The sequence below is a fragment of the Stenotrophomonas sp. JC08 genome (assembly GCF_052180205.1).
Taxonomy (GTDB): Bacteria; Pseudomonadota; Gammaproteobacteria; order Xanthomonadales; family Xanthomonadaceae; genus Stenotrophomonas.
Map to the genome: position 1 here is coordinate 2939971 of NZ_CP197473.1, position 20948 is coordinate 2960918.

General features: G+C 65.3%; 22 protein-coding genes and 1 pseudogene. 11 read left to right on the top strand and 12 right to left on the bottom strand.

Annotation, left to right across the window (positions count from 1 at the left end):
* Window positions 1-37 precede the first annotated feature (37 nt).
* The 4 genes from ACSBPQ_RS13535 to relB all read right to left on the bottom strand — a co-directional run bounded on the left by ACSBPQ_RS13535 (window position 38) and on the right by relB (window position 2079).
* Window positions 38-412, bottom strand: coding sequence for a hypothetical protein (locus ACSBPQ_RS13535; protein ID WP_256497098.1), 375 nt, complete (start codon window positions 410-412; stop codon window positions 38-40).
* 90 nt (window positions 413-502) lie between these two features.
* Entirely contained in the window at window positions 503-811 is a 309-nt protein-coding gene (locus tag ACSBPQ_RS13540) for a type II toxin-antitoxin system RelE/ParE family toxin (protein WP_256497099.1), read from the bottom strand.
* A 3-nt stretch (window positions 812-814) separates the two neighbouring features.
* Window positions 815-1639: a hypothetical protein gene (locus ACSBPQ_RS13545; RefSeq protein ID WP_256497100.1), complete on the bottom strand. Its 825-nt coding sequence runs from the start codon at window positions 1637-1639 to the stop codon at window positions 815-817.
* Window positions 1636-2079: a type II toxin-antitoxin system RelB family antitoxin gene (gene relB, locus ACSBPQ_RS13550; RefSeq protein WP_256497103.1), complete on the bottom strand. Its 444-nt coding sequence runs from the start codon at window positions 2077-2079 to the stop codon at window positions 1636-1638. The genes ACSBPQ_RS13545 and relB overlap by 4 nt, the downstream gene beginning before the upstream one ends.
* Before the next feature lie 223 nt (window positions 2080-2302).
* Here relB and ACSBPQ_RS13555 point away from each other — a divergent pair, with 223 nt between their 5' ends.
* Together ACSBPQ_RS13555 and ACSBPQ_RS13560 are read left to right on the top strand one after the other, a co-directional pair.
* Window positions 2303-2881 (top strand): recombinase family protein, encoded by a 579-nt coding sequence (locus tag ACSBPQ_RS13555; RefSeq protein WP_442682626.1) that lies wholly within the window; start codon window positions 2303-2305, stop codon window positions 2879-2881.
* A gap of 229 nt (window positions 2882-3110) precedes the next feature.
* On the top strand, window positions 3111-4040 hold the full coding sequence (locus ACSBPQ_RS13560; protein WP_439271169.1) for an SDR family NAD(P)-dependent oxidoreductase: 930 nt from the start codon (window positions 3111-3113) through the stop codon (window positions 4038-4040).
* Here ACSBPQ_RS13560 and ACSBPQ_RS13565 read toward each other — a convergent pair.
* The 6 genes and pseudogenes from ACSBPQ_RS13565 to ACSBPQ_RS13590 form a co-directional block, all read right to left on the bottom strand.
* Complete coding sequence (locus ACSBPQ_RS13565) at window positions 3994-4578, bottom strand: TrbI/VirB10 family protein (protein WP_442682627.1); 585 nt, start codon at window positions 4576-4578, stop codon at window positions 3994-3996. The two genes, ACSBPQ_RS13560 and ACSBPQ_RS13565, sit on opposite strands and share 47 nt — an antisense overlap.
* A 224-nt stretch (window positions 4579-4802) precedes the next feature.
* Entirely contained in the window at window positions 4803-5012 is a 210-nt protein-coding gene (locus tag ACSBPQ_RS13570) for a hypothetical protein (RefSeq protein ID WP_442682628.1), read from the bottom strand.
* Between the two features lie 277 nt (window positions 5013-5289).
* The gene (locus tag ACSBPQ_RS13575) at window positions 5290-6462 is read right to left on the bottom strand and encodes a hypothetical protein (RefSeq protein WP_442682629.1); all 1173 of its coding nucleotides are present in this window, start codon (window positions 6460-6462) and stop codon (window positions 5290-5292) included.
* Between the two features lie 310 nt (window positions 6463-6772).
* Window positions 6773-7537 (bottom strand): TSCPD domain-containing protein, encoded by a 765-nt coding sequence (locus ACSBPQ_RS13580; RefSeq protein ID WP_442682630.1) that lies wholly within the window; start codon window positions 7535-7537, stop codon window positions 6773-6775.
* A gap of 264 nt (window positions 7538-7801) precedes the next feature.
* A pseudogene (locus ACSBPQ_RS13585) lies at window positions 7802-8431 on the bottom strand (histone); the annotation flags it as partial.
* Window positions 8432-8577: 146 nt separating this feature from the next.
* Complete coding sequence (locus ACSBPQ_RS13590) at window positions 8578-10731, bottom strand: adenosylcobalamin-dependent ribonucleoside-diphosphate reductase (protein WP_442682631.1); 2154 nt, start codon at window positions 10729-10731, stop codon at window positions 8578-8580.
* A gap of 464 nt (window positions 10732-11195) precedes the next feature.
* Here ACSBPQ_RS13590 and ACSBPQ_RS13595 point away from each other — a divergent pair, with 464 nt between their 5' ends.
* The 9 genes from ACSBPQ_RS13595 to ACSBPQ_RS13635 all read left to right on the top strand — a co-directional run bounded on the left by ACSBPQ_RS13595 (window position 11196) and on the right by ACSBPQ_RS13635 (window position 19141).
* A complete protein-coding gene (locus ACSBPQ_RS13595; RefSeq protein ID WP_442682632.1) occupies window positions 11196-12626 on the top strand; it encodes a Do family serine endopeptidase in 1431 nt (476 codons plus the stop codon).
* 107 nt (window positions 12627-12733) lie between these two features.
* Window positions 12734-13093: a hypothetical protein gene (locus ACSBPQ_RS13600; RefSeq protein ID WP_442682633.1), complete on the top strand. Its 360-nt coding sequence runs from the start codon at window positions 12734-12736 to the stop codon at window positions 13091-13093.
* 5 nt (window positions 13094-13098) lie between these two features.
* The gene (locus tag ACSBPQ_RS13605; RefSeq protein WP_442682634.1) at window positions 13099-13602 is read left to right on the top strand and encodes a phage holin family protein; all 504 of its coding nucleotides are present in this window, start codon (window positions 13099-13101) and stop codon (window positions 13600-13602) included.
* A complete protein-coding gene (locus ACSBPQ_RS13610; protein WP_442682635.1) occupies window positions 13599-14033 on the top strand; it encodes a protein sip-5 in 435 nt (144 codons plus the stop codon). Before ACSBPQ_RS13605 ends, ACSBPQ_RS13610 begins: the two co-directional genes overlap by 4 nt.
* A gap of 41 nt (window positions 14034-14074) precedes the next feature.
* A complete protein-coding gene (locus ACSBPQ_RS13615; RefSeq protein ID WP_442682636.1) occupies window positions 14075-15169 on the top strand; it encodes an AI-2E family transporter in 1095 nt (364 codons plus the stop codon).
* 43 nt (window positions 15170-15212) lie between these two features.
* On the top strand, window positions 15213-15920 hold the full coding sequence (locus ACSBPQ_RS13620) for an HAD family hydrolase (protein ID WP_442682637.1): 708 nt from the start codon (window positions 15213-15215) through the stop codon (window positions 15918-15920).
* A gap of 35 nt (window positions 15921-15955) precedes the next feature.
* Window positions 15956-17326, top strand: a complete 1371-nt coding sequence (locus ACSBPQ_RS13625; protein WP_442682638.1) for a leucyl aminopeptidase family protein — start codon at window positions 15956-15958, stop codon at window positions 17324-17326.
* Between the two features lie 172 nt (window positions 17327-17498).
* A complete protein-coding gene (locus ACSBPQ_RS13630; RefSeq protein WP_442682639.1) occupies window positions 17499-18605 on the top strand; it encodes a catalase family peroxidase in 1107 nt (368 codons plus the stop codon).
* Window positions 18602-19141, top strand: coding sequence for a cytochrome b (locus ACSBPQ_RS13635; RefSeq protein ID WP_442682640.1), 540 nt, complete (start codon window positions 18602-18604; stop codon window positions 19139-19141). The genes ACSBPQ_RS13630 and ACSBPQ_RS13635 overlap by 4 nt, the downstream gene beginning before the upstream one ends.
* 1 nt (window position 19142) lies before the next feature.
* Here ACSBPQ_RS13635 and ACSBPQ_RS13640 read toward each other — a convergent pair whose 3' ends face one another.
* Together ACSBPQ_RS13640 and ACSBPQ_RS13645 are read right to left on the bottom strand one after the other, a co-directional pair.
* Window positions 19143-19745, bottom strand: coding sequence for a response regulator transcription factor (locus ACSBPQ_RS13640; RefSeq protein WP_442682641.1), 603 nt, complete (start codon window positions 19743-19745; stop codon window positions 19143-19145).
* On the bottom strand, window positions 19742-20944 hold the full coding sequence (locus tag ACSBPQ_RS13645) for a sensor histidine kinase (protein ID WP_442682642.1): 1203 nt from the start codon (window positions 20942-20944) through the stop codon (window positions 19742-19744). Before ACSBPQ_RS13645 ends, ACSBPQ_RS13640 begins: the two co-directional genes overlap by 4 nt.
* Between the last annotated feature and the right edge of the window lie 4 nt (window positions 20945-20948).

Below are 20948 nucleotides of genomic sequence, written 5' to 3' on the forward strand. Positions count from 1 at the left end.
GCCCGACACTGTTAGCGCGGTGTCGGGCCTTTCTTTTTCACATCGGCCCCGTCGCCTCGCGCCAGTTGGACGAATCCACGATGATTTCCGGCGCAAGGTGCGCCACGTCGGCCAGCGTCGAAAGCGCCTTCTCGAACGTGCGGAAACGCACCGGGCGGCCCTCGTAGGTGACGGCATGCAGCGCCCTACCCTGGCGCGCGTACAGCGTGAAACCGGCCTCGTCGTCGGGATAGAGCACGGCTTGCACCAGCTCCCGGCCGGGCGTGTCGCACGCCGCGCTGAAACGGTCGAACGTCCAAGGCCGCCCCTTCCTGGGCTTCGGCTCCAACTGGTCAAAGAAGGCATCCACGAAAGCGCCGAGCTGGTCTTGCGGGATACCTGCGTTTTCAAAGTCCTGGTGTTGCTGGTTCATCTTCGCCACTCCTAAAAATCCGGCGTTAGCGCGCCGGGGTTGGTATTGGTGACAAGTAGATCTCGCCGGCGAGATCCGCTTGTCACCACGTCACGGCATTTGCTGCGCCGCGTGTTTCACTCGCAAAATTTCCACGGTGCCGGCGTCGTCCAGCACGCGATAGAACACGATGTAATTCGGATGGGCGACCAGCTCGCGCACGAAGGCGGGCAAGCCCGGCCGGCCAGTGCGGCCCATCTTCGGATGCTGCGCAAGCGGCAAGGTCTTGTCGCGCAGTTCCTGGCCGAACGTCTCCGCTCTGGTCGGGTTGTCCTGGGCGATGTAGTCGATGATGTTGTCTAGATCGGCCTCGGCCATCGGACGCCATACGATGCGGTAAGGGGTTTTTGCCTTCGCCATAGATCAATCGCCGTCCGTCTCGGCCTGCTTATCGACAAGCGCCTGAACGGCCGCGAACAGGTCATCAGCCTTGCCGCCGTAGCTCTCGAAATCGTCCAGCAAGGCGGCGAAGTCGTCCCGCTGGAACTGCTTTTCTTCGGCCTCGGCCTCGCGTGCGTCCTGCTCGTCCAGGTCGATAGCGTTCATGGCGTGCGCTCGATGCAGCCACGCATCGGCGTATTCGCGTTCATCGCTGCCGTTGCTGCCGTAGCCGTCTGCACGCGGGCACGCGACGAAGTTCTGAATGCCGGCCAGATCGCCCGCGAAGCTGCGTAGCAGCTCCTGGGGCGTCATCTGCACGCGCCGGCACTCGCGCACGAACTCCGGCGGCACGCGCAGCGTGACGGCCACGGTTTCATCGGGCACGAAGCGGCCGGCCTCGCCGGGGATGATGCCGACAGGGGCGCGGAAGCCATGCGGCCGGGCATCGCAACGCCAGCCGACAACCTCCAGGGCGCGGCCGTCGTCACTGGTGGCCCGGTCGCTGCTGTCCAGCTCGGGCACTCGGCGCAAGCTCTGGTCGATGTAGTCGCGGAAGTAGCACGCGCCGGTCGGCAGCTCCCGGCCGAAGGGCTGCGCCGGCACGATGTAGCCGAACTTCCCGACGTTGCGGCGGCTGTATTCCTGACTCCACGGCCCGCCGCCGATCAGTTCGCGGGTGGTGCCGGCGTGCTCGATGGTCAGCAGCTCATGGCCGCCTTCGGCCTGCTGCACGTCGATCAGCCGGACGTTATGCACGGTGACAGAAGCGCCGGGCTGTGCGAGCGCGGCGAAGGCATCGAAGCTCATGCGCGCTTCGCTCCTGCCGCCTTGTGGCGTGCAATGCGGGCATCCATCCGCGCCATGACTTCATCGTGCGGGATGCTCGGCCGGGGATCGTCGATAGCTTCCTGAATCTCGGCGGCCAGCCATTCCGTATAGGCGGCGGCTTGGTGCGCCTTGCGCATCGCGTCGGCCCGGCCACGGTTGCCGGCGGTTTCCTCTTTCTCGGCCGGGTTCCACTCGCTGGCGTCGAACTGGCCGATGGTGATGCCTACGTCGCGCAGGACGTTCAAGGCTGCAATGGGATTGCCGAAACGGCGCGGCTCGTTGCTGCGGGCCTTCGCCAGCAAGGCGGCGGCTCCGCTGCGCGTGGCGATCTGCACAAGGAACGCCCCGCCCTGCCCTTTCAGGGTCACGCCCTCGACGCCGCCGGCATCGCTCGCGGCGCGAAGCTGTTCAATGGTCATGCTTTGCATGATTCACTCCTTATAGGGTGATAAAGATAACAGGGTTGATTGTGCATGTTTTCTAGGAAACGTGCAAGCCCTTGTTAGTCGGAAAACGGTCGTTTTGTGGATTTCGTGGCGGTGCCCTGCCCTGCCGCGCTTTTGGCCCTGTTCGCTGTCCATAATGGCGTCTATAAAACAAAATCTATAAACTGGCGCTTTCATCGGATAAATGGACGAAAACATGAAGATCGGCTATGCGCGGGTATCGACCGACGATCAGCGAATGGACTTGCAGCGGGACGCCCTGACGGCCGCCGGCTGCGAGAAGGTATTCACGGACACGGCCAGCGGCGCGAAAGCGGCCCGGCCAGGACTGGCCGAAGCCCTCGCCTTCGCCCGCAAGGGTGATGTGCTGGTCGTGTGGCGGCTCGACCGCCTGGGGCGCTCGCTGCCCGAGCTGGTCAAGGTCGTGGGCGAGCTGGAAGCCGCCGGGGTCGGCTTTGAGAGCGTCACGGAACGGATTGAAACCAGCTCGGCCGCCGGCCGTCTGGTGTTCCATGTGTTCGCGGCCCTGGCTGAATTTGAGCGGCGCTTGATCGTGGAACGCACGCACGCCGGGCTTGAAGCGGCCAGGGCGCGAGGGCGCAAGGGTGGCCGCCCTGCCCTGCCGCCGGAAAAGGTCGCGGCGATACAGGCAATGGCGACCGGCAATCGGTCGGTGTCGGAGATATGCAAGGCGCTCAAGATCGGGCGCAGCACGCTTTACAAGTACGCGCCAGGGATGAAGGCCGCGCCGACCGTTGGTGACAAAACGAGCTGACCAGGTGCGCGGGCCTGTCGCCAGTGAGCCAGGTAGGCCATGCCTCATTTTTGGATACACAAACGTGTATCCATGCGATACTGTCATCCTATGTCAAGCAAAGACGCTGGCCTCCGTATCCGTGTTGAGGCGATCCACAATCAGGTGAGAAAGATATACTCAGGCGCATGCAAACAGTGGTGGCACGCAATATTTGCGTCACCCCAACCCAACCAAAGGAGAAGTCTACATGGGTAAGCTAAACGATAAAGTTGTCGTGGTGACGGGCTCGGTCTCTGCGATCCCGGGTTATGATTCCATTGGATCGGCAACCGTTCGCGAAGCTCTGGCAGAAGGGGCTGCGGGAGTCGTCATCTCCGATATCAACGACGAACTGGGCGAAGCCTTCGCGAAAAGCCTGAACGAACAATACGGCACCGGACGGGCTCTCTATGTCCATACAGATGTAAGAGATCCGAAGGATGTCGAAAAGCTGTTCGCTATCACCGAAAAGACCTATGGCCGCGTCGATGCTGTTATGGCCAATGCCGGGGTGGCAACGGCCGAGGACTTCGACAAGGATCCGGAAGCCGTCCTGAAATCCCGTAAGTTCATTCAAAGCATTAATGAGGACGGAGTTTTCCACACCGCCCTCTACGGTTCGCGTCTGATGATCAAGCACGGGACGAAAGGCTCCATCGTGCTGGTATCCAGTATTCACGGTGTCGTTGGTCGCCCAAAGGTCGTGAACCCGGACACGGGCGATGTGCTAATCGATCGCTTCAACTTGATTCAATACACAATGGGCAAGCATGGCGTCGTCGGCCTGTCGAAGGCCTTGGCTCTTCAACTGGCGGAATATGGCATTCGCGTTAATACGGTGAACCCGGGCTATATCATGACCCCCTTGTTTCAGGCTGCGGTCAATGCCGATAAGGGCGAGTTGGCAAAAGAGAAGACGCTGGCAACGGATGCTTTCGACTTCACCCAACTGGCGGCACTGCACCCGCTCTGCAACGACCCGGTAGAACAGGCCGATATCGTTCCACGGGGCAAGTTTGGTGGTCGCATGGGCGTTCCTGTCGAAATTGCCAAGCCCGCAGTCTTCCTGATGTCGGACGAATCTTCCTTTGTTACAGGCCAGAAGCTTGTAATTGACGGGGGGTATACGGCAGGCTGAGATCGCCTTGTGGGAGGCTCCCACACTGGCTCGCTGCATCGCCGGGGTCGAAGTCGCCTTCGCCCGGGTGCGCGCGATCGCTTGTGGCAAGCTCGGCCCCGACAGCCAGCAGCGTGGAGAGGCCAGCCGCCCGCATCAGATCCCACCAATGGTAATCGACGCCATCCTCAAGACCCGCATAACCGCTGGCATCCGCGCCCGGCAGGCGCTCAAGAACGATCGACCGACCACCGGGGAGGATCAGCCGGTTCCAGACCAGCAGAACCCGGCGCTGGCCGAAGGTCACATCGTCATCATATTGCCCGATGATGCGGGTGCCTTGCGGGATCAGAAGCAGCGACCCGGTCGGGCTGTCATAGACGTTTTCCGTGACCTGCGCGGTGATCTGGCCGGGAAGGTCAGAGCGGATGCCGGTGATCAGGGCGGCCGGGATGACGGCCCCGGCCTGAAGGATATAGGGCAAGAGGCGTTCAACAACGTCACCTTGCCGGATGAAAACGTCTATAAAACCGCCATTGAGGCCGCCCTCGGCTGACAACTCGGCCAGTTTCAGGACGCGGACGGCTCCGACGTCTCCCCGTCCTCCGGCCACGCGATAACAACGCGCTCGGGCTTGTCAGGGAGCGGCGGCAATAGGTGCTCGTCGCGCGGCATCAGTAGATACATGCCGCCATCGTCGGCAGGCCGCGCCCGGTACGGGTCGGGGCGTTCATCCGGCGGGCTGTTATGAGTAGGTGATTTTTCGCTCATTTACTCAATTCCTCAACGGCCGTAACCGTAGCCGGTTTCAGCTTCATAGTTGCCCTGATGGTCGCGGCTCACTTCCACGTCGTCGCCCACGTCCATTTCCGCGCCCTCGATCTGCGGAACCATCACGCGGTCGCCGTCGGCCTCGATGACGAAGGCCCGGCCCTCGTCGTCGCGCTCGATCTGCTGCACCACTTCACCCGCAAACGATTCATCGCGGGCCAAGATTCGCGCCTCGTACTCGGCGGCCAGCTCCGGGCTAACGCCGGCATGGCTCAATTCCTCGGCGTGCTGCTGCTCCTGGGCGTGCTCGACGGCGGAATGCAGGCGCTCGCGCTCCCTGCTGATGCCCTGCCCTTCCGTCGCGGCCAGCTCGGCGCGCAGCTCGGCATTCTCGGCCCGCTCGGCCGCGTACAGCCCGGCATAGTCCGGGCGTTGAATTCGCAGCGCACGAAGCGCCGGTCATCGGCACTTTCCCAGAGTCCGGTCTCGAAGTTCTCGATCAGGTCAGTGCCGTCCACTGGTTACCTCCCTGCTGCCAGACCATCAATGCCTGACGCGCTCTCTGCGCCCTCGCCCTCTTCGTGTAGATCTCAAGGCTTCTGGGGCTCTCCCAGCCGCCCCAGTGCACGAGGTCCTCGATCTTGGCCTCTCGCGTCTCCTTGCTGGCCTCGCCGGTCACACCCTCATAAGCGCGGTTGAAAAAGGCATGTCGTGCCAGATGCCAATTGAAGTCGACGCCGGCGCCCTCTTTGATCGCCCTGGCCACGTCGTCGGCCGCGCGTAGCGACAGCGGCGCACCGCTCTCAGCTGTGATCAAAAAGTCATGCGACAGCAGGAATTTTTTCTTCCGACGACCGTTGACCTGAACCATCGTGTATCGGTAAGTCGACACGTAGTCGGTGACCAATCTGGGGAAGACGGTGTGATCGAACAGCAAGCCCAGATCACGAGAGAGGGTCTTGGGGCGAGGCGGATTGGATCGAGGATCGACATAGCTGTCGCCCCGCTCTTCGATCCGCACAATCTTGAAGTAGGGCGCTGCGCGCGCGGGGCAATCGGAGAGGCGCATCGACAGAATTTCGCTCTTGCGCATACCGAACTCGATGGCCATTCGCCACATCAGGTAGTCCCGCCAAGCGATCGATTCGCCGACGGCTTTTGATCGAGTCTCTGGCCTCAGAAACCGCTCAATCGCGGCAACCTCCTGGTCCGTCAGGTCGGGGGCAACCGAGCGCGTCCGCACCTTGATCAATACTTCTTTCCACGCACTTTTCTGAGCTGCCAGCAGCATTTCGATTTCGATGGCACGCCGCGCCTGGTTGCCGCTTGGCAGACTGGCGAATTGTTTGATGAACCAACGGCAGATGACTGAGGCGGAGCGAAATATGCCGTTGATCGATGGTCGCTTGCCGAGCGGAACCACACCGCTGGCTTGGGCGAGCGGTTTACGCAGCCATGCCGCGAAGGCCCGGACCTGAGGCGCTGTTAGGCCTTGCCCCGTCAATAGCTCTCGATCGAGATCGATCTTCGCGGCCTCAGCCCATGCATACAGGGAAGCGAAGGTAGCCAACTCCTTGACCCTGGTGTTGTGTGAATCTGTCTTCAGCGCCAGGTGCGCTTCGTAGAGCGACGCAGCCGGCTTTGGCAAATGCGTCCCGCGTTCGGACAGCACGTGCCTGACGCCAGCGCCAGGAACTACGACCACGCTTACCTGAAACAGCGATGCGGGGGCCTTCGACTCGCTTATTTGATTACTTTTTGCTGCTAATCGAGCGGCGTTTGACAAGGCATTAACCTTATAAAATTAACCACTTACGAATTAATCCACAATGTAACCAGCAAGCTACCACACCTTACATAAATTTGCCCACACAACCTGATTGGCTGATCGAAAGCGCAAGAACAAAAAAACCCCAAGGAACAAAGCCTTGGGGTTCTGGTCAGATAACTTCGGCAGCTATCTATGTATACACTTCAGACCACTAGTTGCACTTGCTATACCCACAATTCAAGCAAGTCTGGCAGCCATCCATCACCACCAGCGCCTTGGTGCTGCACTTGTGGCACATGGTGGCCGCGGCCGGGAAACTGCCGTTGTCGGCACTGGCTTCCTCGCCCGCTTCAACCTCGGTAACCGCAACGGTTACGGCTTCAGCGTTTTTTTTTGCGTGCTCCTCGAACTGCTTGCGCTTCTCGGCGATCAGCGCGCGCTGGTGCGTGCTCATTTCCGGATCGTGCAGCAGGCCGATCGACTTCATGTGCTCTTCGACGATGTAGCCCAGCTCGGCCACCAGCGACGGCATGTACACGCCACCGGCCTTGAAGTAGCCGCCCTTCGGGTCGAACACGGCCTTCATCTCATCGACGATGAAGGTGACATCGCCGCCCTTGCGGAACACCGCCGACATGATGCGGGTGAGCGCCACGATCCACTGGAAATGCTCCATCGACTTGGAGTTGATGAAGATCTCGAACGGCCGGCGCAGTTCATGCGCGGTGTCCTGGTTGAGTACGATGTCGTTGATGGTCACGTAGAAGGCGTGCTCCACCAGCGGTGACTTGATCTTGTAGGTGCTGCCGATCAGCACGTCCGGGCGCTCGATGCGCTCGTGCATGTGCACGATGTTGTCGGCCGGGGCTGCATTCGCGGTCGCTGCGACAGTGGCGCTGGCCGCCGCCTCCCGGGCCTTGTCATCCGGAGTGATGACGGAATAACCCTTGATTTTCTTGTCGATCTTGACGGCCATGGTGCGTGTCCTGGATATGCGTTGTGGTGCGGGTGTACGGGGCAACCCCGTCCCGGTCGGGACGGGGCGCGTTGCGACTTACTTGCGAGCGGCCTTCTTGGCCGCCTTCGTTACGGTGGCGGTCTTGCGGGCGACGGTCTTGCGGGCGGCAGCCGCCTGCTTGACGACCTTGCCCTCGGCTTTCTTCACTGCCTTCCTGGCGACAGCCACCTTTTTCACCGCTTTCTTTTCAACGGCTTTGACCGTTTTCTTGACCGCGGCAGCTTTCTTGACGGCCTTCTTCTCGACCTTTTTCACCGCTTTCTTGGCGGCAGTGGCCTTCTTGACGACGGCCCTGGCGACCTTCTTCCCGGTAGCCTTCACCGACTTCTTGGCCGCGACGACTTTCCTGGCCGCCTTTTTCTCGACCTTCTTCACCGCCGTTTTGACCGCGGCGGTCTTCTTGGCAACCGCCTTGGCGACCTTCTTCTCGGTAGCCTTCACCGCTTTTTTGGCCGAGGCGGTTTTGGTGGCGGCCTGCTTCTCGACCTTGGCGATGGCCTTGCGGGTGGCGGCGCGCTTGCCGGCGCCCTTCTTCTTCAGGTCCTCGGCTTCGGCGGCGGCGTTGGCCTTGGCGGTCTGCAGCTTCTGGCGCATCGAAGAAACGGTTTTCTTCACTTCCTTCTTGGCGGCGGCGGCCTTTTTGGCGACGGCCTTCTCGGCCTTGGCCACCACCTTCTTCACCTTGGCGACCTGCTTGCGTGCACCGGCCTCGGCCTTGCGCGCGCGCGTCTTGACCGCGACGACGGCGTCGCTGGCGGTAACGGCCAGGGTATCGCCCAGGTGGGCGGCGGTTTCTTGCACATTCTCGACAACCTGGGAAACGGTCGCCGTCACACCATTGCCATTGCTCATAAAGCCCTCCTCAGGGCGTCGGGTCTGTCACGTTGGCGATGCTATATCGAAGCCGATGGAGCGTGGAACAAACGCACAACAACCCGGTGGCGGCGACCACCGTCACCGCCGCCCCGCCGGGTGGGCGGGAGCGGCAGGCAGGGCAATCAGAACTTGCCGTAATACCCTTCCTTCAAGGCGTCGAACAGGTTGGCGGCGGTGTGCATCTCGCCGTCGTATTCGATCTGCTCGTTGCCCTTGACCTCCACCGTGGAGCCGTCTTCCAGCTCGAAACGGTAGGTGGTGTTTTCCAGGTCCGCTTCCTTGACCAGCACGCCCTGGAAGGCTGCGGGGTTGAAGCGGAAGGTGGTGCAGCCCTTCAGGCCCTGCTCGTGGGCGTAGCGGTAGATGTCCTTGAAGTCCTCGTACGGATAGTCGGTCGGGACGTTGGCGGTCTTGGAGATCGAGCTGTCCACCCACTTCTGCGCGGCGGCCTGCACGTCCACGTGCTCCTTGGGCGAGATGTCGTCGGCGCTGATGAAGTAGTCCGGCAGCTGCGCGGCGGCGTCTTCGGCAAACGGCATGGCCTTGGCGTTGACCAGCGCGCGGTAGGCCAGCAGCTCGAAGGAGAACACGTCCACCTTTTCCTTGGACTTCTTGCCTTCGCGGATCACGTTGCGGCTGTAGTGGTGCGCGAACGACGGCTCGATGCCGTTGGAGGCGTTGTTGGCCAGGCTCAGCGAGATGGTGCCGGTCGGCGCGATCGAGCTGTGGTGGGTGAAGCGCGCACCGGTTTGCGCCAGTTCATCGACCAGTTCCGGAGCGACCGTGGCGATGCGCTGCATGTAGCGGCTGTAGCGGGCGTGCAGCACCTTGCCGGCGATCTTCTGGCCGACCTTCCAGCCGTCCTTCTTCATTTCCGGACGCTGGCGCAGCATCGCCGCGGTGACGTCGAACTGCTCGTCCATGATCGGTGCGGCGCCCTTCTCGCGGGCCAGCTCCAGACCGGTTTCCCAGCCGGCCACGGCCATGTCGCGGGCGATGGCTTCGGTGAACTCGCACGACTCGGTGCTGCCGTACTTCATCTTGAGCATGGTCATGGTGCTGCCCAGGCCGAGGAAGCCCATGCCGTGGCGGCGCTTGCGCATGATCTCGTTGCGCTGCTGTTCCAGCGGCAGGCCGTTGACCTCGACCACGTTGTCGAGCATGCGGGTGAACACGCGCACCACTTCCTTGTATTCCTCCCAGTCGAAGGCGGCCTTGTCGGTGAACGGGTCGTGCACGAACTTGGTCAGGTTGACCGAGCCCAGCAGGCAGGCGCCGTACGGCGGCAGCGGCTGCTCACCACACGGGTTGGTGGCGCGGATGTTCTCGCACCACCAGTTGTTGTTCATCTCGTTGACGCGGTCGATCAGGATGAAACCCGGCTCGGCGTAGTCGTAGGTGGAGACCATGATCATGTCCCACAGGTGACGGGCACGAATGTGGCCGTAGACCTTGCAGGCGACCAGGCCGTCGTCGCGGACGATGTAGTTCTCGTGGGTCGGCCAGTCGCGCCAGACCACGTCACCGGCCTTGGCCAGGTCGATATCACCGTGTTCCTTGGTGTTGAACGGGAACACCAGCGGCCAGTCGGCGTCGGTCTTGACCGCGTCCATGAAGCCGTCGGTGATCAGCAGCGACAGGTTGAACTGGCGCAGGCGGCCGTCCTCGCGCTTGGCGCGGATGAAATCCTTCACGTCCGGATGCGACACATCGAAGGTGCCCATCTGCGCGCCACGACGGCCACCGGCGCTGGACACGGTGAAGCACATCTTGTCGTAGATATCCATGAAGGACATCGGCCCGGAGGTGTAGGCGCCGGCGCCGGCGACGAACGCGCCGCGCGGACGCAGCGTGGAGAACTCGTAGCCGATGCCGCAGCCGGCCTTCAGCGTCAGGCCCGCTTCGTGGACCTTCTCCAGGATGCCGTCCATCGAGTCGGTGATGGTGCCCGACACCGTGCAGTTGATGGTGCTGGTGGCCGGCTTGTGTTCCTGCGCGCCGGCATTGGAGGTGATGCGCCCGGCTGGAATGGCGCCGCGGCGCAGCGCCCAGACGAAACGCTCGTACCAGTAGGCACGCTTCTCGTCGGTCGCTTCGGCATCGGCCAGGGCACGGGCCACGCGCTGGTAGGTGCCGTCGATATCGGCATCCAGCGCCTCACCGGCCTTGGTGGTGAGGCGGTACTTCTTTTCCCAGATGTCCTGCGAGGCAGGCTGCAGGGGGATCAGGTCCGATTTGGTTTGATTGCTGACCACTTCAAGACGCACCGTGCTCATGATGATGGAAATTCTCCTGGAGCGCCCTGGGGCGCGGTTGAACTGTTCCCCGGCGGGCCGGGCGGCAACGACGACGATGCGCAGGCGCGTGTTTACGCGTCTGCGGACGGGATGAGGGGGATCCGGAAAACACCGGCTTTCTGCATCACTTTCGCGGTCATTGCACGCCTTCCATTGGGGTGCCGACACCCCGAGCACTAACCCTACTGCTTGGGGACGATTTTCACACCAACCCAATATCTTGTGGCTGATGGCGGGCTCAAGCTTACCCACCGGCCGGGTGATGTCAAACGAAAAATCTGCCCTTTCCCTCTTGCAATCGGCGAAGCGCTTGCCGGCCTTGGGATTGCGGCAGTGCAGAAGATTTCATTGTTGATTTAGCTGCTGCCGGCCACACTCCTGTTCAGCGAATTCCGCCCCACCCGATGCGCCGACCCGGCGCCTGTGCACGGAGCTACCGGCTTATGCGACCGATCCCCACGCTGTTGACCCTGGCCCTGGCCGCCGCGTTTGGCGGCTTCACCGCCATGGCCCTGGATGCCCACCTGGACAACCGCGCCAGCGCCGCGCCGGTGGTGGCCAGCGCCGTTCCTGCCGTGGCCGCATTGCCGGCCACCGTGGCCGGACAGCCACTGCCGTCGCTGGCACCGATGCTGGAAAAAGCGATGCCGGCGGTGGTCAGCGTCAACACCAAACAGGTGGTGCGGGTGCGCAACCCGTTCTTCGATGATCCGTTCTTCCGTCGCCTGTTCCCGCAGGTGCCGCAGGAGCGCATCAACGAGTCGCTGGGTTCGGGCGTGATCATCGATGCGGCCAAGGGCTATGTACTGACCAACCACCACGTCATCGAGAACGCCGACGACGTGCAGGTGACGCTGGCCGACGGGCGCACGGTGAAGGCCGAGTTCCTCGGCTCGGACCGCGACACCGACATCGCGCTGATCCGCATCCCGGCGGAAAACCTGACCGCCCTGCCGCTGGGCAACAGCGACCAGCTGCGGGTGGGTGATTTCGTGGTGGCGATCGGCAACCCGTTCGGCTTCAGCCAGACGGTGACCAGCGGCATCGTCTCGGCGGTGGGGCGCAGCGGCATCCGCGGACTGGGCTACCAGAACTTCATCCAGACCGATGCCTCGATCAACCCGGGCAACTCCGGCGGCGCGCTGGTCAACCTGGCCGGGCAGCTGGTCGGCATCAACACCGCCAGCTTCAACCCGCAGGGCAGCATGGCCGGCAACATCGGCCTGGGCCTGGCGATTCCCTCCAACCTCACCCGCGATGTGGTCGAGCAGCTGATCACCAAGGGCGTGGTGGTCCGCGGCACACTGGGCGTGGAAACCCAGAACCTGACCGCGCAGATCGCGCAGGGGCTGGGCCTGGAGGAGGCGCGCGGCGCGCTGGTCACCCGCGTGCTGGCCGGCTCCGGCGCCGCCGCGGCCGGATTGAAGGCAGGCGATGTGGTCACCGCGATCAACGGCCAGCGCGTGGACACCGCACAGGCGCTGCACAACTACGAGGGCCTGCAGGCGGTGGGACGCACGGTCGAGCTGGACGTGCGCCGCGAGGGCAAGCCGCTGCAGCTCAAGGTCACGCTGAAGGAGCAGCCGCGCGCGGTGAGCGGTGACACGCTGGATCCGCGCCTGTCCGGTGCCACCTTTGTCGACCTTCCCGAATCCCTGCGCCAGTCCGGCCTCAAGGGCGTGCTGGTCAGCGAGGTGGAACGCGGCAGCCGTGCGGCGCAATCGCAACTGGCCAGTGGCGATGTGATCCTGGCCTCGAGCAGTGGCGAGTTCAGCGATCTGGCCAGCTGGCGTGCCAGCTTCCAGCCGCGGCCACAGCAGCTGGTGCTGAGCATCCTGCGCGGCAACGGCCGTGGGCAGCTGTTGATGCGATGATGGAGCCCGGCCGTAACGCGCTTTACACCCCACGGCTGGTATTTCTGGAAGCCCGTTTGCAACCGCGCGCCGCGTGACGGCGCTCCCGCTGAAACATGGAGATCACGATGAGCCCCACCAATACCGAGAACATGAAAGAACACCTGGGCGAGGCCGGATCGCACCTGAAGTCCGCCGCCTCCGCCGCCGGTTCGGCGGTCAAGGGCGCCGCCGGTGCCGCCACCGACGAGCTGCGTCTGGGCAAGGCCAACCTGAAGGCCGAGCTGTCCGACAGCGCGTTGTCCGGGCTGGCCGCCGCCGAACTCGGCGGTGCCGCCGCCAAGGAGCAGATGGACGCGCTGATGGACAAAGGCAAGGATCTGGTCGACAGCGCCGCCGAGCTGATCCGCGAGCGTCCGCTGGCTTCGTTCGGCGTCGCCTTCGCCGCCGGCTGGATCATCGCCAAGCTCGCCCGCAGCAACGACTGACCGGCGTGAGCGAAAGCGAAACCGCGACAGCCCCCGGGCCGGAGCCTGACAACAGCGACGGTCAGGCCGCCCCGGCTCCCGGCCTGGAGGAAAGCATCCGCCAGATCGGCAGTGCCGGCCGCGACACGCTGGATGCCGCCGGCCACACCGTGCGCTCGTTGCGGCGGCTGGTATCGGCCGACTTCGCGCTGGCGCGCAGCGCGTTCGGCCGGGCGCTGGCGTGGGGCGGCGTCGCCATCGTGTTCGGCGCTTCGGCGTGGCTGCTGCTGGCCGCCACGCTGGTGGCCCTATTGCAATACATCGGCCTGTCACTGTTCACCTCGCTGCTGGTTCCCACCCTCGCCAGCCTGGCGATGGCTGGTTATGCGGTCTGGCGGGTGTCGTACTTCTTCCACCACACCGGCATGCACGCCACCCGCCGGCAGCTGTCGCGGCTGGGACTGTTCGACGAGCCGGCCACGGACGATGCCGATGCCGAGGTGGAGCTTCCGGGGGACGGCACACCATGAATTTCGATGATCTGCAGCGCCGCGTGCGCCGCGCCGAAGCACTGGCCCGGATCCGCAGCGAGCAGACCCTGCAGCACTGGAGCACGCTGGAGCGTGTCTGGCGCAGTGCGTGGACGCCCGGGCGCATCCTCCTGGCCGGCCTGGCCGGTGGCTTCGTGGCCGGGAAGCTGGAGCCGAACGGCGCCTTCAGTGGTGCCCGCTGGCTGCAGATGATCGGCTCGGTATCCGGACTGGTGGCCTCGGCACAGGCCTCGGTGGCCTCCTTTGCCGCCGCCGCGGCGGGCATGGCGGCGCAGCAGGCCAGTGAAGCGGCCGACGAAGCCGGACAGGCCAGCGACACCCCGCCATCGCCCGGCACCGCCAGTGCCGCAGCACCCCATCCGATGCCACCGCGCGCAGCCGAAGCCGCCACCGAAGTATCGGAAGACTGAACCCGCCGCCCTGCCGTCCCATCTCCGGGAGCATCGTCCGCATGTCCGAGTCGTTGCCCGAAGCCGACACCCCTGCCGACACCGCCCTCCCCGCGCCACGCCCGCGCGCGCCCACCGCGCTGGTGGTGCTGGCCACGCTGGCCGTCGGCTACACCCTGTGGGCCGCGCAGAGCGTGATCCTGCCTGTGCTGCTGGCGATGTTCTTCGCGCTGGTCGGCAATCCGATCATCCGCGGGCTGCAGAAGCTGCGCGTCCCGCGCTTCCTGGCCGCCATGCTGGTGCTGCTGGGCGGGCTGGCCGGCAGTGGCGCGCTGGCGGTGCAACTGGCCGGGCCGGCCAGCGACTGGGTGCAACAGGCGCCCCAGCAGCTGCGGCAGATCTCGCGCCAGGTGCAGGCGCTGGTCAAGCCGGTGCAGCAGGCCAACCAGGCGGCCGAAAGTTTCGCCCGTGCCGCCGGGGGCGAAGGCAACCGCAGGGTGGAGGTGGTCCGCACCCAGCTCGATGACCCGTACAAGGTGCTGGTGCGCACGCCCAAGCTGGCCGCCTCGGCACTGGCGGTGGTGCTGCTGACGCTGTTCTTCATGATCTACGGGCAGAACCTGCAACGGCATGTGCTGGCGCTGCTGCCCAACCGCCAGCAGAAGCGGTTCACCGCCGAGATCCTGCGTTCGATCGAACACGAGATCTCGCGCTATGTGCTGACCATCAGCGTGATCAACGTGCTGGTGGGGCTGGCACTGGCCGGTGCGCTGGTGCTGCTGGGCATCGACCTGCCCGACGCCTTGCTGTGGGGCACGGTGGCGGCGCTGCTGAACTTCGCACCGTACGTGGGTGCGCTGATCGGCATCGCGCTGATGCTGCTGGTGGGCTTTGTCGAATTCCGCGATCCGCTCACCGCAACGCTGCCGGCGTTGTGCTACCTGGCCCTGCACACGCTGGAGGGCCAACTGGTGACGCCGGTGGTACTCGGCCGCAGCATGGCGATCTCGCCGTTGATGCTGATCCTGGCGCTGATGCTGTTCGGCTGGCTGTGGGGCATGGTCGGCCTGCTGCTGGCGGTGCCGCTGCTGGTCTGCGTGAAGCTGGTGCTGACCCGGCTGGACGGCATGCAGGGCTGGGCAAGGCTGCTGGAATAGTGCGTCGCAGGCCCGCGGCGGTGGCTTGGCGTAAAATGGCGCGGTGAATTTCCCTGTCCTTGCCATCACCCTCGACCTGGACGACACACTGTGGCCGTTCGCGCCCATCGGCGCGCGCATCGACCAGGTGCTGCACGACTGGATGTGCGTCCACAGCCCCGCCACCGCGGCGATGTACCCGGTGGAGGCGATGCGCGAACTGCGCGTGCGCACCTTCGATGACAACCCGCACCTGCACTATGACCTGAGTGCGCTGCGGCGCCTGACCCTGACCGAAGCCCTGCACAACAGCGGCGCCAGCATGGCGTTGCTGGAGCCCGCCTACGAAGCGTTCTACGCCGCGCGCAACCAGGTCGAGTTCTATCCCGACGCACTGGCCGCGCTGCGCCGCATCGCCGCGCGGGTGCCGGTGGCCGCGGTCAGCAACGGCAACGCCGACCTGCAGCGCATCGGCATCGGCGAGCTGTTCGCCTTCCAGCTGGGCTCGCGCGAGTACGGTGCCGCCAAGCCGGACCCGGGTATCTTCCACGCCGCCTGCGACCGCCTCGGCGTTGCGCCGGCACAGGTGCTGCACGTCGGCGATCACGTTGAAATGGACGTGGCCGGGGCGATGCGCGCGGGCCTGCGTGGCTGCTGGATCAACCGCGAATCACACACATGGACCCATGAAGAGCTGCAGCCGGACCTGCAGTTCGACACCCTGACCGGGCTGGCCGACTGGCTGGATGGCAACGCATCCGCACCCCGCTGAACCGGCCGCCCCACCACTTGCAGTAGAGGTATCGCATGTCCCTTCCGAACGGCTTCACCACCGATTCCACCTACGCCCTGCCGCTGCATGTGCTGGACCGTGACGGCTTTGCCACGTGGAACGCGCAGCAGCCGGCCGCCGTGCAGGCTTGGCTGAAGAGCCAGCAGTTCAGCGCCGCCCCCGGCAGCGTGGCGCTGCTGCCCGGTGACAGCGGCCTGGCCGGGGCGGTGCTGGGCGTCGGCGACCGCGCCGATGCCTACGCCTATGCGCACGCCCCGTTCGCACTGCCGGCCGGCAGCGTCTGGAAGGTGGCCGGCGAACTGGATGAAACCAGCGCCACCAACCTGCAGTTGGGCTGGGGTCTGGGCAGCTACCGCTTCGCCCGCTATCGCAAGCCGGCGCGCGTGCCGGCGCAATTGCTGGCCTCGCCGTCCAGCGAAGTGGCCGATGTCATCGCCGCCTGCCTGCGCGTGCGCGACTGGGTCAACACGCCCACCGAGGACATGGGCCCGCAGCAGCTGGAAGATGCCGCACGCGCGCTGGTGAACGCCCACGGCGGCGAACTGGAAGTGATCGCCGGCGATGAACTGCTGGAACAGAACTTCCCGACCATCCACGCGGTGGGCCGCGCCTCGCACCGTGCACCGCGACTGATCGCACTGCGCTGGGGCAAGGCCGATGCCCTGCATCTGGCGCTGGTCGGCAAGGGCGTGTGCTTCGACACCGGCGGGCTGGACCTGAAGCCGGCCGATGGCATGCGCAACATGAAGAAGGACATGGGCGGCGCCGCCCACGCGTTGGCGCTGGCCGGGCTGGTGATGGCGCAGCAGCTGCCGGTGCGTCTGACCCTACTGATCGCCGCGGTCGAGAACGCGGTCGGCCCGGATGCGTTCCGTCCCGGCGAAGTCATCACCACCCGCAAGGGCATCACCGTGGAGATCGACAACACCGACGCCGAGGGCCGGCTGGTGCTGTGCGATGCGCTGGCCTACGCCAGTGAACAGCAGCCCGAGACGATCATCGATTTCGCCACGCTCACCGGCGCCGCCCGCGTCGCCCTCGGCCCGGACCTGCCGGCGCTGTTCGCCAACAACGACACCCTGGCCCAGCAGTGGCTGGACGCCGGTGACGCCACCCGCGACCCGGTCTGGCGCATGCCGCTGTGGCGCCCGTACCTGCGCTACCTCAACAGCGGCATCGCCGACATGGCCAACGCCGGCTCGCGCATGGCCGGCAGCGTCACTGCCGCGCTGTACCTGGAGCGCTTCATCGGCGAAGGCCAGACGTGGGCGCACCTGGACGTGTATGCGTGGAACGACAGCGACCGCCCGGGCCGTCCGGCCGGTGGCGAAGCACTGGCGCTGCGATCGGCCTGGGCGATGCTCAAGGCCCGCTACGGCGGCTGAGCCGGGACTTCCGGGCCGCGCGCAAGTCGCTCGGGCGGCGCAGCCGGTCGATGGGGGCATAGCGCTGCACGCGGCGCCCTCTAGGACCGGGGCATCTGCCCCACTGGCCGTGACGCCCAAGTTCTGCCACGGTGGTCATACCTGCCGTTCTACAACCTCGACGGGAGTGGCCATGCCCCTGTTCCATTACACCCGCGCCGGCGGGCATCCGCGCGGCATCCGTGGACATTCCCCGCTGCCTTGGCTGGCGCTGATCGCGCTGATCCTGGCGCTGGTCGCGTTCGCCTTCGCCTGGCTGGCCGGCTGGATCGGCCGCGACCGGCTCACCGCGCAGACCTTCACCGACACCATCGAAGCCACCGGCGGCAAGCATCCGGGCTTCCGCCGTGCGCATAGCAAAGGCGTATGCGTGTCCGGCTGGTTCGAGCCCTCCACACAGGCGGCAACACTGTCGCGGGCGCGTGTATTCGAGCAGGCCCGCGTGCCGGTGCTGGGGCGGCTGTCGATCGGCGGCGGCAATCCGCATGGCGCCGACAACAGCGCGCGGGTGCGCAGCATCGGCCTGCAGTTGCGCAGCGATGACGGCCAGCAGTGGCGCATGGCGATGAACAGCTTTCCGTTCCTGGCGGTGCCTACACCAGAGGCGTTCCACGAACAGACCCGCGCGCAGGTTCCCGATCCGGCCACCGGCAAACCGGACCCGGCCAGGCTGGCGGCGATCCAGGACAAGTACCCCAGCGCCCGCGCCTTCGCGCAATGGGCCAAGAGCGCGCCGTGGACCGACAGCTGGACCAGCACCGAATTCAACAGCGTCAACAGCTTCTGGTTCACCAACGCGCAGGGGCAACGCCGGGCGGTACGCTGGCGCTGGCAGCCGCAGGCCACGCCGCGCGAACTGGACGCCGCCGCGCGTGAGAAGGCTGGCGTGGATTTCCTTACCACCGATCTGCAGCAACGCCTGACCGCCGGCCCGGTGCGCTGGAACCTGCTGGTGACGCTGGCCGGGCCGCAGGACGTCATCACCGATCCGTCCATTCCGTGGCCGGCCGAACGCGAGCAGGTCCTGGCCGGCGTGCTCAGCCTCGAGCAGATGCAATCGGAGGCGCAGGGCCGCTGCAATGACCTGAACTTCGATCCGCTGATCCTGCCCGAGGGCATCGACGGCAGTGACGATCCGATCCTGGCCGCACGTTCGGCGGTGTATTCGCAATCGTTCAACCGCCGCGAACGCGAACGCGCAGCTGGTGCCAGCACTGACGACACGGGAGATCGCCCATGAGTGCTTCCAGCGGACACTTCAACCTGCTCGCGCGCGTGCTGCACTGGAGCATGGCGGCAATGATCGTGGCGATGCTGTTCATCGGCGTGACCATGGTCGCCTCGATCCATCTGCGACCGCTGCTGATCGACCTGCACCGGCCGCTGGGCATCGCCATCGGGCTACTGGCCCTGCTGCGCCTGTACAACCGTCTGACCCACCGGCCGCCGCCGCTGCCCGCCGACCTGCCGGCGCTGCAGAAAGCCGCCGCCCTCGCCTCGCACTGGCTGCTGTATGCATTGATGCTGGCGATGCCACTGGTCGGCTGGGCGATGCTCTCGGCCGGCGGTTATCCCATCGTGCTGTGGGCCGGCGTGCAGCTGCCGGCGATCGTGCCGCACACGCCGGCGCTGTATGCGACGCTGCGCAGCGCGCACAGCCTGCTGGCCTACCTGCTGCTGGCCACCGTGCTGCTGCACGTGGGCGCGGCGCTGTACCACGCCTGGGTACGCCGCGACGGGGTGTTCCAGGCGATGGCACGCGGCGGCAGGCGCTGACTCACAGCCACCCTTTCTGTCGTGCCAGCCGGTAGGCCTCGATGCGGTTGGCCACGCCCAGCTTGCCGATGCATTCGGACAGGTAGTTGCGCACGGTGCCGTGCGACAGGCCGAGCTGTTGGGCGATCTCGTTGGCCGAGCGGCCGTCGCCGGCCAGACGCAACACCTGGCGTTCGCGGTCGTTGAGCGGATCGGCTTCGGACCATGCCTCCGTCGCCAGTTGCGGATCGATCGCGCGGCCACCGCGCTGCACCTGGCGCAAGGCCTCGGCCAGTTTTTCCGCCGGTGCATCCTTCAGCAGATAGCCCTGCACCCCGGCATCGAGTGCGCGGCGCAGGAAGCCGCTGCGGGCGAACGTGGTGACGATCACCACCTTCACCGGCAACCGGTGACGCTGCACGCGCTGGGCCAGCTCCAGCCCGGTCAGACCCGGCATCTCGATGTCGGTGACCAGCACGTCGGGCTTCAAGCGCTGCAACTCGCGCCATGCCGCCTCGCCATCGGGTGCAGTACCGACCACGTCAAGGTCGGACTCCAAGTTGAGCAGCGCCGACAGCGCGCCACGCACCATTGCCTGGTCCTCGGCTAGCAGGATGCGGATCATGCGCGGACCTCGTGTGAACCGGTCACGTCGTGCGATTCCGGTGTCGGTAACGGCTCAGGCAACGGCGTTGTCGCGGCGGTGATGGGCACGCGCACCTTCAGACGCGTGCCCTGCCCGCGCGGCGAATGGATCTCCAGCGTGCCACCCAGTGCCGCCACGCGTTCGCGCATGCCGGCCAGGCCATTGCCGTTGGCCGCCACGCCACCGCGGCCATCGTCGACGATCTCCATCACCACAGCCTCGGCATCGCCCTGAAGGGTGATCAGCGCTTCATTGGCCTGGGCATGGCGGGCGATATTGGTGGCCGCCTCGCGCAGCACCATCGACAGCCCGGCCTCGATCCACGTCGGCATCGGCGGTGGTGGCGCGTAGCGCAGGTGCACGCAGGAGGATTCGAGCAGCAGATGCGCCGAGGCCAGTTCGGCAGCCAGGTCGGCGGCGCGGAAACCGGTGACCGCACTGCGCACCTGCGCCAGCGCGTCCCGGGCGATCTGCTCGGCTTCGGACAGTTCGCGTCTGGAGCGCTCCGGATCGCGTTCGAACAGCTTGCGCGACAGCTCCATCTTCAGCGTGATCAGCGACAACGTATGCCCGAGCAGGTCATGCAGATCGCGACCGATACGCTCGCGCTCGGCGGTGGCGGCCAGCCGCCGCACTTCCTCATGCGACAGCCGCAGCGCGGCATCCTTCTCGCTGCTGGCACGCTCCACGTTGACGATGATGCCGATGATGACCGCCAGCACCGGCACCCAGGCGATGGTCTGCCACGGGTAGCCGATCCACGAGGCCAGCGCCACGAACACCACGTTCAACAACAGCACTTCGATCAGGTACTGGCCGGTACCGATGGGGCGGTTCGCCCGCAACATCACGCAGCCGAAAATGAAATAGCTCAGGCCGGACGGATACACCCGCAGCAGCACCAGGGACAGCACGACCATCGCCAGCGCGCACAAGGGCGCACTGCGCCGCGGCGCCAGCAGGGCCATCGCATACAGCAGCAGGAACAGCGGGTACGACCACAAGGTGATCAGGATCCAGCGCAGGTCGTAGCCGCCACTGAAGACCGGGGTAATGAACACCCACACCGTCCAGAACAGATGCACGGCATCGATCCACGGCCATTTGCCGAGCTTGATGTTGTCGGCGACCACCGAATCCGGGGCCGGCTTCAACCATTCAGGGCGCTGCAGTGCCATCGGC

Bases quoted from the DNA above. Each gene is read 5' to 3' on its own strand.
- ACSBPQ_RS13625 (WP_442682638.1), top strand. From the start codon at position 15,956: ATGTCCCTTCCGAACGGCTTCACCACCGATTCCACCTACGCCCTGCCG.
- ACSBPQ_RS13540 (WP_256497099.1), bottom strand. From the start codon at position 811: ATGGCGAAGGCAAAAACCCCTTACCGCATCGTATGGCGTCCGATGGCC.
- ACSBPQ_RS13615 (WP_442682636.1), top strand. From the start codon at position 14,075: ATGTCCGAGTCGTTGCCCGAAGCCGACACCCCTGCCGACACCGCCCTC.
- ACSBPQ_RS13580 (WP_442682630.1), bottom strand. From the start codon at position 7,537: ATGGCCGTCAAGATCGACAAGAAAATCAAGGGTTATTCCGTCATCACT.
- ACSBPQ_RS13645 (WP_442682642.1), bottom strand. From the start codon at position 20,944: ATGGCACTGCAGCGCCCTGAATGGTTGAAGCCGGCCCCGGATTCGGTG.
- ACSBPQ_RS13555 (WP_442682626.1), top strand. From the start codon at position 2,303: ATGAAGATCGGCTATGCGCGGGTATCGACCGACGATCAGCGAATGGAC.
- ACSBPQ_RS13640 (WP_442682641.1), bottom strand. From the start codon at position 19,745: ATGATCCGCATCCTGCTAGCCGAGGACCAGGCAATGGTGCGTGGCGCG.
- ACSBPQ_RS13600 (WP_442682633.1), top strand. From the start codon at position 12,734: ATGAGCCCCACCAATACCGAGAACATGAAAGAACACCTGGGCGAGGCC.
- ACSBPQ_RS13635 (WP_442682640.1), top strand. From the start codon at position 18,602: ATGAGTGCTTCCAGCGGACACTTCAACCTGCTCGCGCGCGTGCTGCAC.
- ACSBPQ_RS13610 (WP_442682635.1), top strand. From the start codon at position 13,599: ATGAATTTCGATGATCTGCAGCGCCGCGTGCGCCGCGCCGAAGCACTG.
- ACSBPQ_RS13595 (WP_442682632.1), top strand. From the start codon at position 11,196: ATGCGACCGATCCCCACGCTGTTGACCCTGGCCCTGGCCGCCGCGTTT.
- ACSBPQ_RS13535 (WP_256497098.1), bottom strand. From the start codon at position 412: ATGAACCAGCAACACCAGGACTTTGAAAACGCAGGTATCCCGCAAGAC.
- relB (WP_256497103.1), bottom strand. From the start codon at position 2,079: ATGACCATTGAACAGCTTCGCGCCGCGAGCGATGCCGGCGGCGTCGAG.
- ACSBPQ_RS13560 (WP_439271169.1), top strand. From the start codon at position 3,111: ATGGGTAAGCTAAACGATAAAGTTGTCGTGGTGACGGGCTCGGTCTCT.
- ACSBPQ_RS13590 (WP_442682631.1), bottom strand. From the start codon at position 10,731: ATGAGCACGGTGCGTCTTGAAGTGGTCAGCAATCAAACCAAATCGGAC.
- ACSBPQ_RS13630 (WP_442682639.1), top strand. From the start codon at position 17,499: ATGCCCCTGTTCCATTACACCCGCGCCGGCGGGCATCCGCGCGGCATC.
- ACSBPQ_RS13545 (WP_256497100.1), bottom strand. From the start codon at position 1,639: ATGAGCTTCGATGCCTTCGCCGCGCTCGCACAGCCCGGCGCTTCTGTC.